12 protein-coding genes are annotated in these 16,880 nt (G+C 73.9%); 3 read left to right on the plus strand and 9 right to left on the minus strand.

The window, feature by feature from the left end; translation table 11 throughout:
* The first annotated feature begins 59 nt into the window (after nt 1-59).
* Nucleotides 60-1,499 carry a hypothetical protein gene (locus ACPXCB_RS06670; protein WP_425873147.1) on the plus strand — a complete coding sequence of 480 codons (1,440 nt, stop codon included), beginning with the start codon at nt 60-62 and terminating at the stop codon, nt 1,497-1,499.
* 20 nt (nt 1,500-1,519) lie between these two features.
* Here the strand turns inward: ACPXCB_RS06670 and ACPXCB_RS06675 are convergent, their stop codons facing one another.
* From ACPXCB_RS06675 to ACPXCB_RS06685, 3 genes are all read right to left on the minus strand, one after another.
* Nucleotides 1,520-2,761: a DUF2201 family putative metallopeptidase gene (locus tag ACPXCB_RS06675; protein ID WP_425873149.1), complete on the minus strand. Its 1,242-nt coding sequence runs from the start codon at nt 2,759-2,761 to the stop codon at nt 1,520-1,522.
* Nucleotides 2,758-3,984: an AAA family ATPase gene (locus ACPXCB_RS06680; protein WP_425873151.1), complete on the minus strand. Its 1,227-nt coding sequence runs from the start codon at nt 3,982-3,984 to the stop codon at nt 2,758-2,760. Before ACPXCB_RS06680 ends, ACPXCB_RS06675 begins: the two co-directional genes overlap by 4 nt.
* A gap of 63 nt (nt 3,985-4,047) precedes the next feature.
* Nucleotides 4,048-5,454: a hypothetical protein gene (locus ACPXCB_RS06685; protein ID WP_425873153.1), complete on the minus strand. Its 1,407-nt coding sequence runs from the start codon at nt 5,452-5,454 to the stop codon at nt 4,048-4,050.
* Between the two features lie 305 nt (nt 5,455-5,759).
* On the opposite strand from ACPXCB_RS06685, the gene ACPXCB_RS06690 reads away from it, so the two are divergent.
* Entirely contained in the window at nt 5,760-7,154 is a 1,395-nt protein-coding gene (locus ACPXCB_RS06690) for an N-acetylmuramoyl-L-alanine amidase (protein WP_425873155.1), read from the plus strand.
* Nucleotides 7,155-7,337: 183 nt separating this feature from the next.
* Here ACPXCB_RS06690 and ACPXCB_RS06695 read toward each other — a convergent pair whose 3' ends face one another.
* Nucleotides 7,338-8,573: an RNA-guided endonuclease InsQ/TnpB family protein gene (locus tag ACPXCB_RS06695; RefSeq protein ID WP_425873156.1), complete on the minus strand. Its 1,236-nt coding sequence runs from the start codon at nt 8,571-8,573 to the stop codon at nt 7,338-7,340.
* Between the two features lie 25 nt (nt 8,574-8,598).
* Here ACPXCB_RS06695 and tnpA point away from each other — a divergent pair, with 25 nt between their 5' ends.
* Nucleotides 8,599-9,033 (plus strand): IS200/IS605 family transposase, encoded by a 435-nt coding sequence (gene tnpA / locus ACPXCB_RS06700; RefSeq protein WP_425873158.1) that lies wholly within the window; start codon nt 8,599-8,601, stop codon nt 9,031-9,033.
* Here tnpA and ACPXCB_RS06705 read toward each other — a convergent pair.
* The 5 genes from ACPXCB_RS06705 to ACPXCB_RS06725 form a co-directional block, all read right to left on the minus strand.
* The gene (locus ACPXCB_RS06705) at nt 9,030-9,890 is read right to left on the minus strand and encodes a serine hydrolase domain-containing protein (RefSeq protein ID WP_425873160.1); all 861 of its coding nucleotides are present in this window, start codon (nt 9,888-9,890) and stop codon (nt 9,030-9,032) included. The two genes, tnpA and ACPXCB_RS06705, sit on opposite strands and share 4 nt — an antisense overlap.
* Nucleotides 9,881-10,753 carry a peptidoglycan DD-metalloendopeptidase family protein gene (locus tag ACPXCB_RS06710; protein ID WP_425873162.1) on the minus strand — a complete coding sequence of 291 codons (873 nt, stop codon included), beginning with the start codon at nt 10,751-10,753 and terminating at the stop codon, nt 9,881-9,883. Before ACPXCB_RS06710 ends, ACPXCB_RS06705 begins: the two co-directional genes overlap by 10 nt.
* A gap of 131 nt (nt 10,754-10,884) precedes the next feature.
* Complete coding sequence (locus ACPXCB_RS06715) at nt 10,885-11,307, minus strand: hypothetical protein (RefSeq protein WP_425873164.1); 423 nt, start codon at nt 11,305-11,307, stop codon at nt 10,885-10,887.
* A gap of 237 nt (nt 11,308-11,544) precedes the next feature.
* Nucleotides 11,545-15,900 (minus strand): S8 family serine peptidase, encoded by a 4,356-nt coding sequence (locus ACPXCB_RS06720; RefSeq protein WP_425873166.1) that lies wholly within the window; start codon nt 15,898-15,900, stop codon nt 11,545-11,547.
* Nucleotides 15,901-16,133: 233 nt separating this feature from the next.
* The gene (locus ACPXCB_RS06725; protein WP_425873168.1) at nt 16,134-16,664 is read right to left on the minus strand and encodes an adenylate kinase; all 531 of its coding nucleotides are present in this window, start codon (nt 16,662-16,664) and stop codon (nt 16,134-16,136) included.
* Between the last annotated feature and the right edge of the window lie 216 nt (nt 16,665-16,880).

Consider the following 16,880-nt stretch of genomic DNA (forward strand, 5'->3'; position numbering starts at 1 on the left):
CCGACGCGCGACCGCTCTGGGGGCCACCGCCCGGCGCTCCGCGCTGGCAGGATGGCCGGATGGACCTCGACACCGGCGCCGGGCTGCTGCACCGGCTGACGTCCTACGAGCCGAGCCGCGAGTGGGACGTGCCCGTGGACGATCCGCGCGTCCGCCACGACCTCGTCCCGAACGACCCCGAAACCCTGCCGCCGCCCATGAAGGGCTACCCGGACGGTCCGGCCGTCCTCGCCCTGCCACGCGACCTGCCCGACCCCGGCGTCCCCGCGACCGCCGTGCTGGCCGGCGTCGCGTCCCCCGCGCAGCCCCTCGACGCGGCGCAGCTGGGCCGCGTGCTCTTCCTGGGCGCCGGCGTCGTGCGCACCGCCGAGCGCAACGGCCGCCCCTTCCTCTACCGCGCCGCCGGCTCGGCCGGGGCGCGCTTCCCGCTGGAGGTCTACGCGAGCACCCGGGGCGTCGCGGGGGTGCCGGACGGCGTGCACTGGTACGACGCGCGGCGGCACGCGCTCGTCCAGGTGGCTCCCGCCGCGACCGGGGCGGTCACGACGCTGGTGGTCACGGGCGTGCCGTGGCGCACGGGGTGGCGCTACGCCGAACGCGGCTGGCGGCACCTCTACTGGGACGCCGGCACGCTGCTGTCCCAACTGTCGGCGGCCGCCGACAGCGCCGGCCTGTCGCCGCGGCTGCGGTCGCTCTTCCCGGACGCCACCGTGCGCGCGCTCGTCGGCGCGGACGGGGTGCACGAGTACCCGCTGGCCCTGCTGTCGTTCGGCGACGGCGATCCGGCGATCGGGCCCACCGGGCCGGCGCTCCCCGGTGAGCTGCCCCCGGTCGAGCTGCCGCTGTGCACCGCCGCCCAGCGCGCGGGCGAGCGGGACGAGCTCGGCGCGCCCTGGCCGTCGGCGGAGCCGCTGCCGGCGTACCCGCCGTCCGACCCGCTCGACGAGGTCGTCCGCCGGCGCGGCTCGCAGCGGCGGATGGACAGGTCCCGGACGCTGCCGCGCGCCCTGCTGGAATGGCCCCTGGCCGCGGCCCTGCGCGGCGTGCCGGTGCCGCACTGGGTCGCCGTGCACGGGGTCGACGGGGTGTCGCCCGGCCTCTACCGGTGGCCCGACCTGTCGACGCCGCTGCGCGCCGGTGACCTGCGCGGCGAGCTGCTCCGGGTCTGCCTGGACCAGGCGCTCGCCGGCGACGCCGCCTACGTCGTCGTCGCCGCCGCGCCGCTGTCGGCCCTCGACGACCGCGGCTACCGCGACGCCCAGCTCGCCGCCGGGCTCGTCGAGGGCCGGCTGCACCTCGCGGCGTACGCCCTGGGCGCGGGCGCCTCCGGCATGACCTTCCTCGACTCGGACGTCCCGGGGCTGCTGGGCGAGCCGGACGGCCTCGCGGCGCTGCTCTTCACCTGCGTGGGCGTCCCCGAGTACCGCTCGCGCGCGGGCGGGCGGCCGGGCGCCCCGGTCGAGGTCCGTCCGGTCACGCCCCGCCTCGGCGGTTCGTGACGCCGTCCCGGCCTGCGTGCCTACCCGATGACCACCACCCGCGCCCATTCGGGTGGTGCGGCCGGCACGTACTCGGGATCGTCCTCGTTCCACGATCCGGAGTACGTGTGCCGGCGGGGAAACAGCCCGACCACCGTGCGGCAGGGTGGCTGCGCGGCCGGCCAGGGCGTCTGCCCGTCGGTCAGGACCACGACGACATCCGGGCGGGGCCGGGTCCGCAAGGCCCGGGCGAAGCCCGTACGCAGGTCCGTCCCGCCCCCGCCCACCAACGGGATCTCCTCGGCGCGGCACAGCGGGTGCACGGTCCGGGCCGCCGCGTCGCAGGACAGCACGCTGACCAGGTCACGCCGGCCGCCCACGGCGCGGGAGATCGCCGCGACCTCGAGCAGCGCGCTGCCCAGTTCGGCGTCGCTGACCGACCCGGAGGTGTCGACGACCACGCAGACCCGAGGGGGCCGGCGCCGCAGGCTGGGCAGGACGACGCCGGGAACGCCGGCGGAACGCCGCGCCGGCCGGCCGTACGTGTAGTCCTCGCCCGCGCCCGCGCCGGAGGCGGCCGAGCGGATCGCCGCCCCCAGCAGGTCCCGCCACGGCTGGGGCGGGTGGAACGCCTCCTCCGCCCACCTCCGCCAGCCCTGCGGGACGTCCCCGGGACGCCCGGTGATGCCCTCCGCCACCCGGAACCGCACCGCGTCGCGTTCCTGCGCGCTGAGGCCCTGCGCGCCGTCCGGCCCCAGGTCCCACTCCCGCTCCGCCCCGTCGGCGCCGCTGCCGCAGTCCAGCCAGACCAGCCCCTGCGTGCGCGGCCCGAGCCGGAACTGTCGCAGGTAGTCCTCCATCAGCTCCCCCTCGGGCAGCCCCAGCGTCGCCGGGTCCACGATGCCGTCGGGCCGGGTCAACCCGTCGCCGAACACGTCGTCGTTGATCTCGCAGTCGGCGGCGATGTTCATCCGTAGCCGCTCCCCCGGCCCGGTCAGTCCCCGTTCCCGCGCGACCCGGTCACTGCGCCCGTGGTGGTCGCGGAGCAGGTGCGAGACCTCGTGCACCCACACCCCCGCGAGTTCCTCGACCGGGGTCCGGTCCACGAACACCGGGGAGACGTAGCACCGCCAGTGCCTGTCCACCGCCATCGTCGGCACCCGGCGGGACTCCACCAGGTGCAGGGCGAACAGCGCCGACGCCAGGTAGGGCCGGACCCGGACGGCGTGCAGCCGGGCGGCGAAGAGCTTCTCACGGTCCAGCGTCCCCGGGCCCGGGCTCACCGGCCGCTCCCGGCGGCGGCGAGCCGGGCCTGGTCGGCTCGCCGGGACACCGACACCGCCCCGGCGAGCCGTTCGATCGCCGCCGGCACGTCCCAGTCCTCGCGGCGCAGGGCGGCGAGCGTGCTCGCAGGAACGACCACCAGGTCCGGCGGGCCGGTTTCCAGCGCCCGGACCAGCAGCGCCCACGCGGCGTCCCAGCGCCCCCTCTCCGGGCGCCCCCGGACGGCCTCCACCACGCCGTCCAGCACGGTCTGCCGCAGGTCGCCCCGCTCGGGCAGGACCGCAGCCGCCGGGTCGGCCAACAACGTCTCGGGGTCGGGAAGGTCCATCCGGTCCATGCTGGCGAGCAGTTCCAGCCCCGGGCCGTCGCCCACCGTGCCCCGTACCAGCATCGAGAGCACCTCCCGGGAGGTGCCCGCCGCGGTCGCGAAGGCGATCAGGCGCAGGGTCATCTCCCAGCTACGGGGCGAGGGCCACGGGCCGCCCCGGCGGGTCTCGTTGCCGGGCAGCCGGTGTACGAGCGCGGGGCGGGCCGACAGCAGCCCGCACACCGCGCGCCGGGCGAAGGCGACGGCCTCCGGCAACCTTTCGGGGTGCAGCCGGGGCAGCGCGGTCCGGGGCCAGGTACCGCCCAGGCCGCGTACCACGACCTCGTGGTCGTGGACCCACTGGAGATGGACGAAGCGGTTGGCCAGGGGCGGGCTCAGCTCCCAGCCGTCGGCCGCCGAGGATCGGGGGTTCGCGGCGGCCACGATCCGGATGCCGGGCGGCAGCCGCAGCGCGCCCACCCGCCGCTCGAGCACGAGGCGGAGCAGGGCGGCCTGGACGGCCGGCGGGGCGGTGGACAGCTCGTCCAGGAACAGCAGCCCGCGGCCGGCCCGGACGAGGCGTACGGCCCAGTCCGGCGGCGCCATCGGGACGCCCTGCGTCGCGGGGTCGTCACCGACGATCGGCAGTCCCGAGAAGTCGGACGGCTCGTGGACGCTGGCGACGACGGTCGTCAGCGGCAGGTCCAGCGCCTCGGCGAGCTGTGTCCGGGCAGCGGTCTTGCCGATCCCCGGTTCACCCCACAACAGCACGGGCAGGTCGGCGGCCACGGCCAGGGTCAGTGCCTCCAGCTGCGTGTCGGATCGGGGTTCGGTGGTGGTGTCGCGCAACAGGGAGAGCAGTTCGGCGGCGACGGCGAGCTGCGGGTCGGAGGTCCGGTCGACGGCAAGGGGCATGGTGATCACCTGTGGTTTCTCGTGGCGTGGAAGAGCGAGGTGGTGCGGGGCCGAGGCCCTCGGTCAGCGGGCGATTCCGTGGCGCGGACGCGAGCGGCGGTCGCGGGTACGGCGACGCTCGGCGGTGGCGGGGCCGGGGCCGATCCCGGCCAGTCCCGCCCGGAACAGCCCGTACGTGACCCGCCGCAGTGCGGCCGTCTCGAGTTCGTTCCGCAGCGCCCCGTCGCGCACCCGCGCATCGGGTCCGAGCAGGGCCTCGACGACGGCGAGCGCGCCGGCGGTGTCGCCGTGGTCCAGTCGGGCCCGGACCTCGGGGAGGCACTCCGGGTGGCGGTGCGCCTCGTCGATCGCCTGGAGGCAGGGCAGCGGGGTGCCGGTCAACGCGGCCAGGAGTTCCTCCCGGCGCACCTCGGCCGGGTCGTGGTCCAGCGCGACGAGCGTCCCGCCGGCCAGGCCGATCCGGTGCCAGGCTCCCCGGCACCGCACCCGGCGCGGTTGTTGCGCCCGGTCCGTCGTCGGAGGCGCGGTCCCCGCCGGGCGGCCGGGCGCCAGGGCCGACGCGACCAGCGGATGCAGCCGGTCGGCCTCGATCAGCCCGCTGCGGAGCAGTTCCAGGTCCGGCGACACCCAGGTCGCGGCGTCGGGCAACACCGGCGTGGACCCGCCCGTCCCGACGCGGCTCCGCGAGGGCGACGACGCTGTCCGCACCTCGGGCGGGCCGGGACCGTCTCCGGCCGCCACCTCCAGCATGAGGTGGCGTCGCGCCCCGACCCGTACGACGACCGGACCACCGGCCCTTCCCTCGGCGCGCAGCAGGATGGCTGCCTCGGCGGGCCACCTCTGCACCGCCCAGCCCCGCCGTCGCCCGGCCGTCCCCAGCGGTTCCGGTACGACGGCGCAGGGGTCGTCCTCGGGCGGCCGGTCCGCCCCCGACCGGACGCGCAGCTCACCGGCCCGCCGCGCGTCCCACAGGTGGCGGTGCAGGTCGAGACGGAACCGGCGGTCGGGGTGCGGGTGCGGATGGCGACAGGGCCCGGAGCCGGAGCGGGAGCCGTCCCACAGCGCCAGGCTGAACCGCTGACCGGCGTCGGCCCAGGCCGGTGGCGTCCGGACCACGAGGTGCACCGTGTCGGCGGGGTGTCCGCCCCGGTCGTAGCGGGCCAGCGCAATGGTCAGGCCGGGGCGCAGCAGCCCGTCGGGCGCGATCCTCGGCAGATGCCAGCGCAGCAGGTCGGGAGCCAGGTGGCGAAGGTCGGCGCGGATCCGGTCGGCGAGTTCCCGACCGTGGGTACGGGCCACGGAGCGCAGGTCGACATCGGCGTCGACGCGGGCGGCGGCGCACGCCCCGGCCCAGTCACCGACGGCCCGACGGGCGGTGGCAACCTCGATCATGGACGGCGGCACGGCGAATTCGCGCACGTGCGGCCAGAAGGACGGACGAAGGTCCGGACTCGCGGGTCGGGAGTGCATCAGCACTCACCTTGCGCGAACCGGGCCTCCGATCTGGTGAGAGAGGAAGTCGTCATCGGCGGGGAGCATACCGGTGCGGGCACCGGACCCGCCAGGCCCTATCCCGCCCCGGCCGGGGCCGCCCGCCTCCCGCCCGTCCACACCGCACGGCAGTTCCACCGGAGGCGCCCGGCGCACCGGGGTTGAAGGTTTCCGCCACCTCGCCGCATCGCTACGGAAGGCATTTACATCGCCGTCCGTCGCGGTGTACGTTACCGCCACCCGCCGATCCTCATCGACATTGGCGAATATTGTGAGGGGTGCAGATGACTGCTCGACTCGCCGCGCGACGCAGGCGTGGGCTGCTCAGCGCCATGCTGGCCGCGACCCTGCTCCTGACTGCCGAATCAGCCCTGGCCGCCGCGCCCGTGTCGGCCGCCCCGGAGGGGGCCCCACCGGCGGCCGCCCGGCTGGCCACCGCCTTCGACACCGCCGCCGGCCGGTACGACGTCCCCCGCGACCTGCTCGTCGCCCTCGGCTACGCCGAGACCCGCCTGGACGGGCACGGCGGCGCACCCAGCGCGGCGGGCGGCTACGGCATGATGCACCTGGTCAGCAACCCCAAGCTGCGCACCCTGGACGAGGCGGCCACGCTGACCGGGCTCAGCCGTGCCGCGCTGCGCGCCGACGCCGCCGCGAACGTCGCCGGAGCGGCCGCCGTCCTGCGCTCCTACGCCGACCAGGCCGGCCTGAGCGCGGCCGAGCGCGACGACGTCGACGAGTGGTACGCCGCGGTCGCCCGCTACGGCGGCGCGGCCAGCCCGTCGCTCGCCCGCCTCTACGCGGACGCCGTCTACGACCTGCTCGGCGCCGGCTTCGACACCGGTCACACCGGGGTGGCGCGGGTTGCCGGCCGTCAGGTGGCACCGGATCGGGACCTGCCGGGCGGCGAATCGGACGGGCCCGGCATCCTCAGCACCGACTACGGGCCGGCCGCGTGGGCACCGGCGAGCACCAGCAACTACACCGTCGCCAGCCGACCCACCAGCCACTCCGTCAGGTACATCGTCATCCACGTGACGCAGGGCAGCTACGCCGGCTCGATCAGCTGGTTCCAGAACCCGGCCGCCCAGGCCAGCGCGCACTACACGTTCCGCTCCTCCGACGGGGCGGTCACCCAGTCGGTGCGGGAGAAGGACATCGCCTGGCACGCCGGCAACTGGACCTACAACACCCAGTCCATCGGCATCGAGCACGAGGGGTACGTCGACAACGCGGCCTGGTTCACCGACGCGATGTACCGGGCGTCCGCGACGCTCACCCGCAGCCTCGCCAACAAGTACGGCATCCCCAAGACGCGGACGCACATCATCGGTCACCACGAGGTCCCCGGGGCCACCCACACCGACCCGGGCCCGAACTGGAACTGGTCGTACTACATGCAGCTGGTGAATCAGCAGACCGGCGTCGGCTCCGGCACGGTGAACACCGAGGGGGTGAGCCTCAACGTGCGCTCCGGGCCCGGTACCGGCTACGCCGTCGTGGGTTCCGTCGCCGACGGCGCGACCGTCAGCATCTACTGCCAGGCCGTCGGCACCACGGTGACCGGCCCCTACGGCACGAGCAACGTCTGGGACCGGATCGGCACCAACCGGTACGTCTCCGACGCGTACGTCCTGACCGGCCACGACGGCTTCATTCCCGGCGTGCCACGCTGCTGACCACCGCGGCCGGTGCCGTCCGCCCGCCGGGTGGACGGCACCGGCGCGTCAGCACCGCGCGACGACGAGCTCGTGGATCGCGGTGAGCAGCTCCTCGTCGCGCTCCGCGTGCGCGGTCACCGTGACGGCGGTCCGGCGCGCGGGGGCTGACCACCACGTACTGGCCTTGACATCCTCTCCGCCCTAGAGGACGGAGACTCCCTCCACGCTGCGCGTGGAAAGCGCAACGTCCGGGTGGGTTACCGCTTCCCTGCGCGGTGCCGGCACGAATGCCGGTCTTACCTGCGCTCCACGGTCGTTTAGCCTGTCCGCCTGTCCGGCGGCCAGGATGTTCTTCGCGGCGTTGACGTCCCGGTCGTGGACAGCCCCGCATGGGCAGTCCCACTCCCGGACGTTCAGCGCCATCTTCTCGCCGATCCGGCCGCAGTCGGAGCACATGCGGGTGGACGGGAACCAGCGGTCCACCCGGCCGAACGCCCTGCCGTACCGGGCGGCCTTGTACTCCAGCATGGCGATGAAGCGGGCCCACCCGGCGTCGTGCACCGACTTGGCCAGCCTCGTGCGGCCGAGGCCAGCAACAGCAAGGTCCTCCACGTACACCGCTTGGTTGTCGCGGATGATCCGTGTCGAGAGCTTGTGCTGCCAGTCCCGCCGGGTGTCGGCCACCCGCGCATGCGCGCGGGCAACCTTCACGACGGCTTTCTTCCGATTCACGCTGCCCCGCTGCTTGCGGGAGAGATCCTGCTGCAACCGGCGTAGCTTGCGGGCCGCCCGGCGCAAAAACTTCGGGGTGGTCACCTTCGTGCCATCTGAGAGGACCGCGAAGTGCGTCAGGCCCAGGTCGATGCCCACTTCGACGTCGACCGGCGGCAGCATCTCGTCCTCGGCGGTCTGCACCACGAACGACGCGAAGTACCTGCCCGCCGCGTCCCGGATGACCGTCACGCTGGACGGGTCCGACGGCAACGTCCGCGACCAGCGGACCGTGAGGTCGCCGATCTTCGGCAGCCGCAGCCGGCCGTTGTCGAGAACCTTGAACCGACTGTTCTTGGTGAAGCGGATGGCCTGCCGGTTGTCCTTCCGTGACCGGAACCGGGGCGCGGCCAGCTTCCGGCCCTTGCGCTTGCCGGTGACCGAGGCGAAGAAGTTCCGGTACGCGGTGTTCAGGTCCGCCAAGGCCTGCTGCAACACCACCGCCGACACCTCGCCCAGCCACGCCCGCTCGGGAGTCCGCTTGGCCTCGGTGATCAGACGCCGGGACAGCTCCCCGTCGGAGAGGTACTTCCCACCCGCCTCCCGGGCCTGCTGGCGCAGCCGCAGCCCGTCGTTGAACACCACCCGCGCGCACCCGAACGCCCGCGCCAGCTCGATCTGCTGACCGGGCGTGGGATACACGCGGAACTGGTAACGGAACTGCACGACAAGCACCGTACCATCTTGGTTTATGGCTGAACTTGCAGGCATCCGCACTGGCAGGCACTGCGTTTTCGCGATGCACGTCCACTTGGTCTTCGTGACGAAGTTCCGGCACGAGGTGTTCACCGACCGGCACCTGACCCGCATGGAGACCATCATGCGGGACGTGTGCCAGAGCTTCGAAGCCGAGCTGGTCGAGTTCAACGGCGAGAACAACCACGTGCATCTCCTGGTCAACTTCCCGCCCAAGGTCGCGGTGGCCCGGCTGGTCAACTCCCTGAAGGGAGTGTCCTCACGCCGACTTCGGCAGGAGTTCCCCGACCTTGTGCGGCACTACTACCGGGCCAACAAGCTTTGGTCAGGCTCGTACTTCGCGGGCTCCGTCGGCGGGGCGCCACTGAGCGTCGTGAAGCAGTACATCGAGCAACAGAACCGTCCCGGATCAGACACTGCTCGGGCCTAGCGGCCCTCCCAGCGCGGGCCTTCACCCCCGGCCTGAAGGCCGGAGCACTGGCCCGCATCCCGGTAGCGGCCGTCCAACCGGTACGTGTCGGCTCGGTCGATCCACACGCCCAACCCGTATCCGTGGGTGTACGGCTCGCCGTACGTGACGGCGCTCGTGTCGACCCGCTCCCCCGTCATCCGCCGCACGTACGGCGCGGGCAGCACCTGCCGGCCGTTCCACCGGCCCTCCTGCAGCAGCAGCTGGGCGAACCGCGCGAGTTCCTCCGTACGCAGGAAGAGGTCGCTCTCCGCGAGCGGGTGACCCAGCGGACACGCGTGCCAGGCCGGGTTGTGCAGGTCCAGCGGCGCGAACAGGCGCGGCAGCAGGAACGAGCGCAGGTCGGCCCCGGTGACCCGGGCGATCACCCGGCCGAGGGCGTACGGCCCCGAACCCGTGTACGCGAAGCGGGTCCCGGGCGCGGCGGCGAGCGGCGCGGCGACGATCTCGTGGAGCAGGTCGGCGGCGGTGATCCGCTCGTCGGCGAACCAGCGGTGGCTGGTGCCGCTGGTCATCGTCAGCAACTGACGGAGCGTGACGGCACCCAGCCCGTCGGCGGCGATCGGCCGCAGCTCGGGCAGGTGGTCCAGGAGGCGGTCGTCGAGGCTCAGCCGCCCCTCCGCCTCGGCCAGCCCCACGGCCACGGACGTGAACGTCTTGGCGACGGAGTACAGGTTCACCCGGTCGTCGGACCGGAAGCGGTGTGCCACGGGCGGGTGGCCCTCGCGGTGGACGTGGATGCCGTACGTGCCCAGGGCACGGTCGCGGTCCGCCCGCACGAAGTCGTCGAGAAGGTCGGCGCTCGCGGTCAGTCCCACCTGTCCTGGTTGAGGAAGCGGGCGAAGCCGCGCCACGAGTTGGGCCCCATGACCCCGTCGATCGGGCCGGTGTAGCCGTGGCCGGAGGCGAGGCGCTGCACGGCACGCCAGGTGTTCGGGCCGGGCTGGCCGTCGATCGGCCCGGTGTAGCCGTAGGCCCGCATGGCCCGCTGGAGGGCGGCGTAGGTGTTCGGCCCGGGCGCGCCGTCGATCGGTCCGGTGTATCCGGCGGTGAGCCGCAGCCAGTTCTGCATGCGCTGGTAGAAGATGGCGCCGGGGACGCCGTCCTGCTCGGTGGAGGTCTTGGGCAGCCGCCCGGGTGCGGGGTTCTGCCCGATGTAGGCCAGCGGGTTGATGCGTACGCCCGCCGGGTTGATCATGTGCCAGTGGACGTGCGGCCCGGTGGACGATCCCGAGCCCGGCGCTCCGGCGGCGCCGCCGGAGAGGCCGACGACGGTGCCGCTGGCGACGGCCGCGCCGTTGCCGAGCAGGAACTGCGACAGGTGCATGTACTGGCTGCGGTACCCGTCCGCGTGGTGGATGGTGACGGTGTGCCCACCCGTGCCGTTGTACGGGATGTTCTGGACGGTGCCGGCGCCGCAGGCGGGCAGGCGGGTGCCGACCGGCATGCCGAAGTCGACGCCGCCGAGCGAACCCCGGTTCAGGTGCTCCTGCCAGGTGCCGGTGACGGGATACCCGGAGAAGGGGTGGTAGATGGCGGGGGCGGCGTACGCGCGGCCCGGGACGGCCAGCCCGGCCAGGGCGCCCGCGCCGAGGGCGGCGCCGAGCAGCACCGCGCGGCGGTCGACACCGGCGGCTACCGGTCCGTCGCCACAGCACGCGGGTGGGTCGAGGTGGTCCATCGCGTGCTCCCTGCGGTCGGTGCGCCGGTCGAGCCTGTGACGATACATAGCCGCAAATAGATCTGTCGACCATCCGCTCCGCCACGGCGAAGGGCCACGGGCGACGGTCCGCAACCGCACCACCGGGTCGCTCAGCCGCCCGGGCAGCGACTGTCACCGCCGCTGTGCTCCTGGCAGGTCGTCGGCGCCGGGAGCGGCGCGGCCGGCGGCCGGAGGGTGCGCGCGGCATCCACGACCGCCGGCGCCAGCGCCGCCGCGGCCACGACGGCCAGGAGCAGGTAGACCAGCCCGGTGCGGCGGTACCGGCAGCCGAACGCCACCAGCGCGATGACGGCCGGCCCGCCCGCCGCCGTCGCCGCCAGCAACAGCAGCGCCCGGGCGGAGCGGCGCCCGAATTCCGCCGAGCGCCCGCCACCGTTCGAGTGGTGGTCGGCCCACCCCTGCATGCCGATGGTGAACAACCACCACAGCAATGCCAGGCACGCCACCACCCAGGCCACCGTCAGGAGCACGAGGGCGTACCGGGACCGGGCGGCGGGTGTCGACGAGGTCATGCCGTACAGCCTCGCGGAGCCGGGGCCGCGGGACGTGAGCCCGGGTACTCACCGCGCGGGATCTCCCGCACCCGGGCGTACGCGCGGGGGCCGGGTCGGCGCTGGCCGCGCGTCAGGCCGCGGCGCTTGCGGCGGGAGGGGCCGCCGCCGAGGACGGCGGCCCGCCGGTGCGGTCGCCGTCGCGACCGCACCGGCGGGCCTGGCCACGTCACCGACGGGCCGGATGGGACTGTCCGCTCACCACCCGCGGCACTGGCCGGACGTCGGGCCGCTGACCGTGTTGGCCACCCCGTTGTCCACCGGTGGCGGCTGGTTGCCGACGCACCGCAGCGGCCCGTCGATCCGGTTGCCCGACACGACGACCGGCGTACCGCCGGTGCGGCTCTCGACCACGCTGACCGGACCGGTAACCCGCGTCCCGCTGATCAGCACCGCACCGGTGACGCCGGAGACCGACAGCGGGCCGTCGACCGTGCTGCCCGTCAGCTCCACCACCGTGGCCCCGGTGGCGGTCACCGGGCCGCTGACGCTGGCGCCGAGCGCGATCAGGCCCGCGCCCTTCGCGACGTTGACCGGCCCGAACACCGTGGCACCCGGCGCGAGGCAGGTCACCCCACCGTTGACCGGCAGCGGACCCCGACGCTCACCGCTGACGACCTGGGCGCAGGTCTGGTCGGTGACCTCGAGCGTCACGGGCAGCGTCGACAGCCGGTTCGACGGATCGTCGCTGGTGACGCAGAGCTGGGCCCGGTACGTACCGGCGGCCAGGCCGGTGCTGTCCATCGAGAGCGTCACCTCGGTGGACTTGCCGGCGCCGGTGCCGGCCGACGTCCGCGACGCCGTCAGCCACGGCACCTCGTCGGGCGTCACGCACGGCTGCAGGTCGGGCAGCCGGACGTGGGTGATGAACCGGGCTGCGCCCTTGTCGTTCTCGACCTCGACCAGGCGGCCGGAGCGGTCGATCTCGTGGACCCCCTTGGAGCTGGTGGTCAGGATGTTGCCGTTACCGAGCGGGTAAACACCCTGGTAACCGCTGCCGCCGGGCGGCGTGTAGACGCCGATCAGCTTGCCGTCGCGGTCCATCTCCCAGACCCCGGGGGCGGAGCCGCTGCCCCAGCTCGCCGCGAGCACGTTGCCGTTCGGCATCTCCGCGAGCTGACCGGGCCAGCTCAGCCCCTCGAAGAAGCGGGCGTTGGCGGCGGAGCCGTCCTTCTTGAAGCTGTGGATGGCGTCGCTGTCGCTGCCCGAGACGAGCATGTCGTCGCCGCGGAACAGGATGCCCCACGGTCCCTTCAGCCCGTCGGTCCCCGGCGCGACGAACGTGCCCAGGTACTTGCCGTCGGCGTCGAACTCGACCACCGAGTTGGCGTTGCTCTGGGACGCGACCGTCACCAGCACGGTGCCGCGCGGCGAGAGCGCGATACCCCGGGTGTTGGTCATGATCTTCGGATCGTCCACGCCGCCGGCGGGCGCGAAGACGCGCCGGAAGCTGCCGTCCAGGGCGTGTTCGGTGATCACCGAGTTGAGCTGGTCGGACATGAGGAAGCCGCTGCCGTCCGGCTTGGCGATGACCTGGAACGGCGTGTAGAGGTTGCTGGTCGGGTCGAACTTGAAGTGCGGGATGAACTGCGGGTCGATCTGCTTTCCGGTCTGCGGATCGAACGCCATCACCCCACGGGTGGCGCTCGCCGAGTTCGGGATCAGCAGGACACCGTTACGCAGGAGCCGGATCCGCTCGTCGTCCGGCCCGGCGTCCGGGTCGTCCAGCCGCCAGTCCAGCACGCCGTGCCCGGCGTTGCGTACCGCGAACTTCTGGCTGGTGACCAGCCCGGCCGGCTGCCGCGCGGAGATCGACTTGGGCGCCACCTCGATCTTCGGTACCGGCACCACCGTCAGTTCCAGCGCGATCGTCGTCGTCGGCTGGTCCTGGTCGTTGCTGGCCAGGCAGAGGTTCGCCTTGAACACGCCACCGTCGTCCAGGCCGGTCGAGTCGAGGGTGATCTGGATGTCCTGGCTTGTGAACGCGCCCAGCGTGCCCTGCGCCGGGGTCACCTTGACCCAGGTCGGCCAGTCGCAGTCGTCGCCGTCGCCGGTCGCCCGCCAGGTCAGTTCGGCGCCGCCGGCGTTGCCCACCTTGACCGTGTGGGTCTCGTTCTGCGCGACGTCCATGCTGGAGCTGAGCGCGGTCTTGTCCACGGTCAGGTCCGGGGCCGCGGGAAGGACGGCGACCGGGAAGTGCGCCTGGGCGATCGGCTGCCCGTCCGGCGCGTGCCGGGCGTCGGTGGTCAGGTCGATCGCACCGAAGAGCCAGCTCTTGCGGGGGGTCCCGGTGACGTCCAGGGTGATGGTCAGCTCCTGGCTGGCGCCGGGCGCCAGGGTGAACTGCGCCGGCGCGACCGTGATCCGCGCGCCGGCCGGGGCCTGCGGCGTGACCTGGTAGGTCGCGGCCACCTTGGCCACGCTGGACACCGTCCGGGTGAAGGTGCAGACCTTGAGGCAGTGGTGCTCCACCACGGCCGGCAGGTTCAGCGTCTGCGGGTCGCCACCGGCGTCGGGATTGGCCGCGACGAAGTTCGCGGCGGTCTCGTCGAGCACGATGCCGGTCCGGGCGGCCTGGGCCAGGTTGATCCGGCCGGAGCCCATGTCGAACGCGTCGGCCGGCGTGCGGCCGTCCTCCTTGACGACCCCGTCGCGGTCCGCGGTGACCGCCAGCGCGGAGCGGATCCGCGTCGGCGACCAGTCGGGGTGCAGCGCCGCCAGCAGCGCGCCGGCACCGGCGACGTGCGGCGACGACATGGACGTGCCCTGCATGAAGGCGTACGGGGCCGGGTTGTCCTTCGTCGCCATGGTGGCGGCGAGGATGTTGCGCCCCGGGGCGGCCACGGTGGGCGCGAGCATGTCGAACTTGCTGGGTCCGCGCGAGCTGAAGTCGGCCACGACGTCGGTCCAGTCGCCGTCGCGCAGCACCTCGCTGCCGGGGTCGACGCGCACGGTGACGGAGCCATCGGTGGCCGCCGCGTGGTCGCGCAGCCGCTGCCCGTCGGCGAGGGAGACCATCACGGCGGGGATGGTGGTCCCGGCGAGCGCGCCCATGGTGATCGGCGGGCCGCTGTACTGGTTGTGCACGATCACGCCGGTCGCGCCGGCGGCGGTGGCGTTCTTGACCTTCACGGAGAAGTCGCAGCCGCCCCGGGGCAGCAGGGCGACCCTGCCGCTGAACGCCGCGACCGGGAACGGGACGCAGGCCTGCACGTTGTTCCCGTCGACGGCGCCGGAGTACCGGATCGCACCCTCGATGGGCGGGTTCGGCGAGCCTTCCCCGATCACGGCGGCGATGCCGGTGAGCGCCGCCGGGACGGGCGTCGGGCCCGTCACGTCGAGCCGGTGGGCGATGACCCGCTCGTGGCTGACCGCGGCGACGGACATGTTCCACGGCGCGGTCTTCGCGACGGTGCTGGGGCCCGGGCCGCTGTTGCCGGCGGAGGCGGCGACGAAGATGCCGGCCGAGTACGCCTCCAGGAACGCCTGGTCGACGAGGTCCTTCCAGGGGTCGTCGCGACCGGAGATCGAGTAGTTGAGGACGTCCACGCCGTCGGCGATCGCCTGGTCCACCGCCGCGATCGTCGCCGAGGAGAGGCAGCCGATCGCCATGCAGACCTTGTAGGAGATGACGTTGGCCCGCGGCGCGACCCCGGAGACGGTGAGCTTGTGCGTGCTGGTGCCGACGGTCATGGTCGCCTCGTGCCGGTTGCCGGCGGCGGTCGAGGCGGTGTGGCTGCCGTGGCCGTTGTCGTCCCGGGCGTCGGTGCCGACCATCGACCAGGCGCCGATCAGCTTGTCGTTGCAGATCGCCTTGTGTTGGGGGTGGCTCGGGGCGCAGACGCCGACGTACCTGCCCGCACCGTACGGGTTGGTGTGCCGGTAGCCGTCACCGTCCACGGCCGCGAACGACGGGTGGTCGGGGTTGACGCCGGAGTCCAGGATCCCGACGATGGCGCCCTCGCCACGGGTCCCGACGTTCTCCGCCGTCCGGCCCTCCCACACCGCGGGCGACTGGATCAGCGCGTTGCTGGTGTCGGTCGTCAGTTCCAGGATCTCGTCGGGTACGACCGCCCTGACCCCCGGCAGGCCGGACAGCTGCGCCGCCTCGTCCGCGCTGAGCGCCACCGCCAGTCCGTTGACCACGTTCCGGTAGGTGTGGGCGACCCGCACGGAGCGCCCCAGGACGGCCTCCATCTCGTCCACCACGGTGTCCTGCCGCTGCGCCAGTTCCCTGGCGTAGGGGGTGCTGGCCGCGGACCGGGCGTCGATCCTGCCGGCGCGCGCCCCGGTGCCCCGGGTGGCGGCCACCAACGACGGCTTGTCCAACTGCACCAGCCAGAGCCCGCTCTTGGGCTGCGGCAGGCCGGACGCCGGGCGGGGCGGCGCCTCGGGTGCCTGCCGGGTGGCCGACAGCGGCGCGCCGGAGGGCGCCGCGGCAGCGGACACGGGGGCCGCGGCGAGCAGCATGGTGCTCGCCGCCACCGCCGCGACCAGACGGGCCGGTGTTCGCCGCCGGGAGGGGAACGTTCTTCGGGAGGGATGCTGGGCCACGGTGAGCTCCTCAGTCACTGAGCGGCGCGATCGGTGCTGTCTCGCTGCCTGGCCAGAGCCGGGGAGTGCTCGGTGCGGCTGGGTGCGATCGTGTGAAACCTAGGTGATCACCGAGACCGGGGCAATGGCGTCCGTCCATCCGTACGCCGCACCGGGCCGGCGGCGCCGACGCCACGGTCACCCGGAATCCCCCCCGGTTCCGACGGTCGTGCCGGGCTTGCCGGAGCGGGTCCTCATCGTCGGGTGAGTTCGGACAGCCAGCGCTCCAGGGCCGCCGGGGAGCGGAACAGCAGCACCGGTGGCCCGGCGGGATCGGCCTGCCAGGCGCGCATCCGCCGCCGGGCCCGGCCGAACGCGGTGACGTGCCACACCAGGATCGACTCCCGGGACAGCACGCTGCGCAGCGACTCGCGGTTGCCGTTGCAGATCTCCTCGCCGCTGACCAGCCGGTGGGCGGTACGCCGCAGCAACCGCCAGAAGGAGAGCCAGCGCGGATAGTCCAGGCCGACGACCAGGTCGGCGCGCGCCAGCACCACGTCGCGCCACCCGTGGTACGCCCCGTCGAGGATCCAGCGATCGCGGCGGCAGACCGCCTCGATCCGGCTGCGCTGCTCCGCCACCGGCACCTCCACCCAGCCCGGCTGCCACAGCAGGTCGTCGACCGGGTGCCATGGTGACCCGAGCAGCTCGGCCAGCCGCGCCGCCAGGGTGGACTTGCCGGCGCCGTACACCCCGTAGACGAGGATGCGGGCCGGTGCGGTCATCGCGGCAGCGTACGCCGCCGGTGCCGGGCGGGTCCCGGCCCCTTCCGGGCGGGTACGGGCGGACGGCGGCGCCATCGGTTCCGGTCGCGGCGACGGCGGCGGGCCGGGTCGGCGGCGCGGCGGGCCGTGACCGGGGCCGCGCCCCCGGGTCATACACTCATCCCCTGGTCACGTGCCCGGACGCCGCTCACGTGAGGGCCGGCGACGCACCGGAGC

Origin of the sequence: Micromonospora sp. DT62 (assembly GCF_049847285.1) — a bacterium.
Classification (GTDB): domain Bacteria; phylum Actinomycetota; class Actinomycetes; order Mycobacteriales; family Micromonosporaceae; genus Micromonospora; species Micromonospora reichwaldensis.

What these genes read in the sequence shown, in the direction of transcription:
- ACPXCB_RS06670 (WP_425873147.1), top strand. Translation starts at nt 60, where the DNA reads ATGGACCTCGACACCGGCGCCGGGCTGCTGCACCGGCTGACGTCCTAC.
- ACPXCB_RS06680 (WP_425873151.1), bottom strand. Translation starts at nt 3,984, where the DNA reads ATGCCCCTTGCCGTCGACCGGACCTCCGACCCGCAGCTCGCCGTCGCC.
- ACPXCB_RS06685 (WP_425873153.1), bottom strand. Translation starts at nt 5,454, where the DNA reads ATGCACTCCCGACCCGCGAGTCCGGACCTTCGTCCGTCCTTCTGGCCG.
- ACPXCB_RS06690 (WP_425873155.1), top strand. Translation starts at nt 5,760, where the DNA reads ATGACTGCTCGACTCGCCGCGCGACGCAGGCGTGGGCTGCTCAGCGCC.
- tnpA (WP_425873158.1), top strand. Translation starts at nt 8,599, where the DNA reads ATGGCTGAACTTGCAGGCATCCGCACTGGCAGGCACTGCGTTTTCGCG.
- ACPXCB_RS06710 (WP_425873162.1), bottom strand. Translation starts at nt 10,753, where the DNA reads ATGGACCACCTCGACCCACCCGCGTGCTGTGGCGACGGACCGGTAGCC.
- ACPXCB_RS06715 (WP_425873164.1), bottom strand. Translation starts at nt 11,307, where the DNA reads ATGACCTCGTCGACACCCGCCGCCCGGTCCCGGTACGCCCTCGTGCTC.
- ACPXCB_RS06725 (WP_425873168.1), bottom strand. Translation starts at nt 16,664, where the DNA reads ATGACCGCACCGGCCCGCATCCTCGTCTACGGGGTGTACGGCGCCGGC.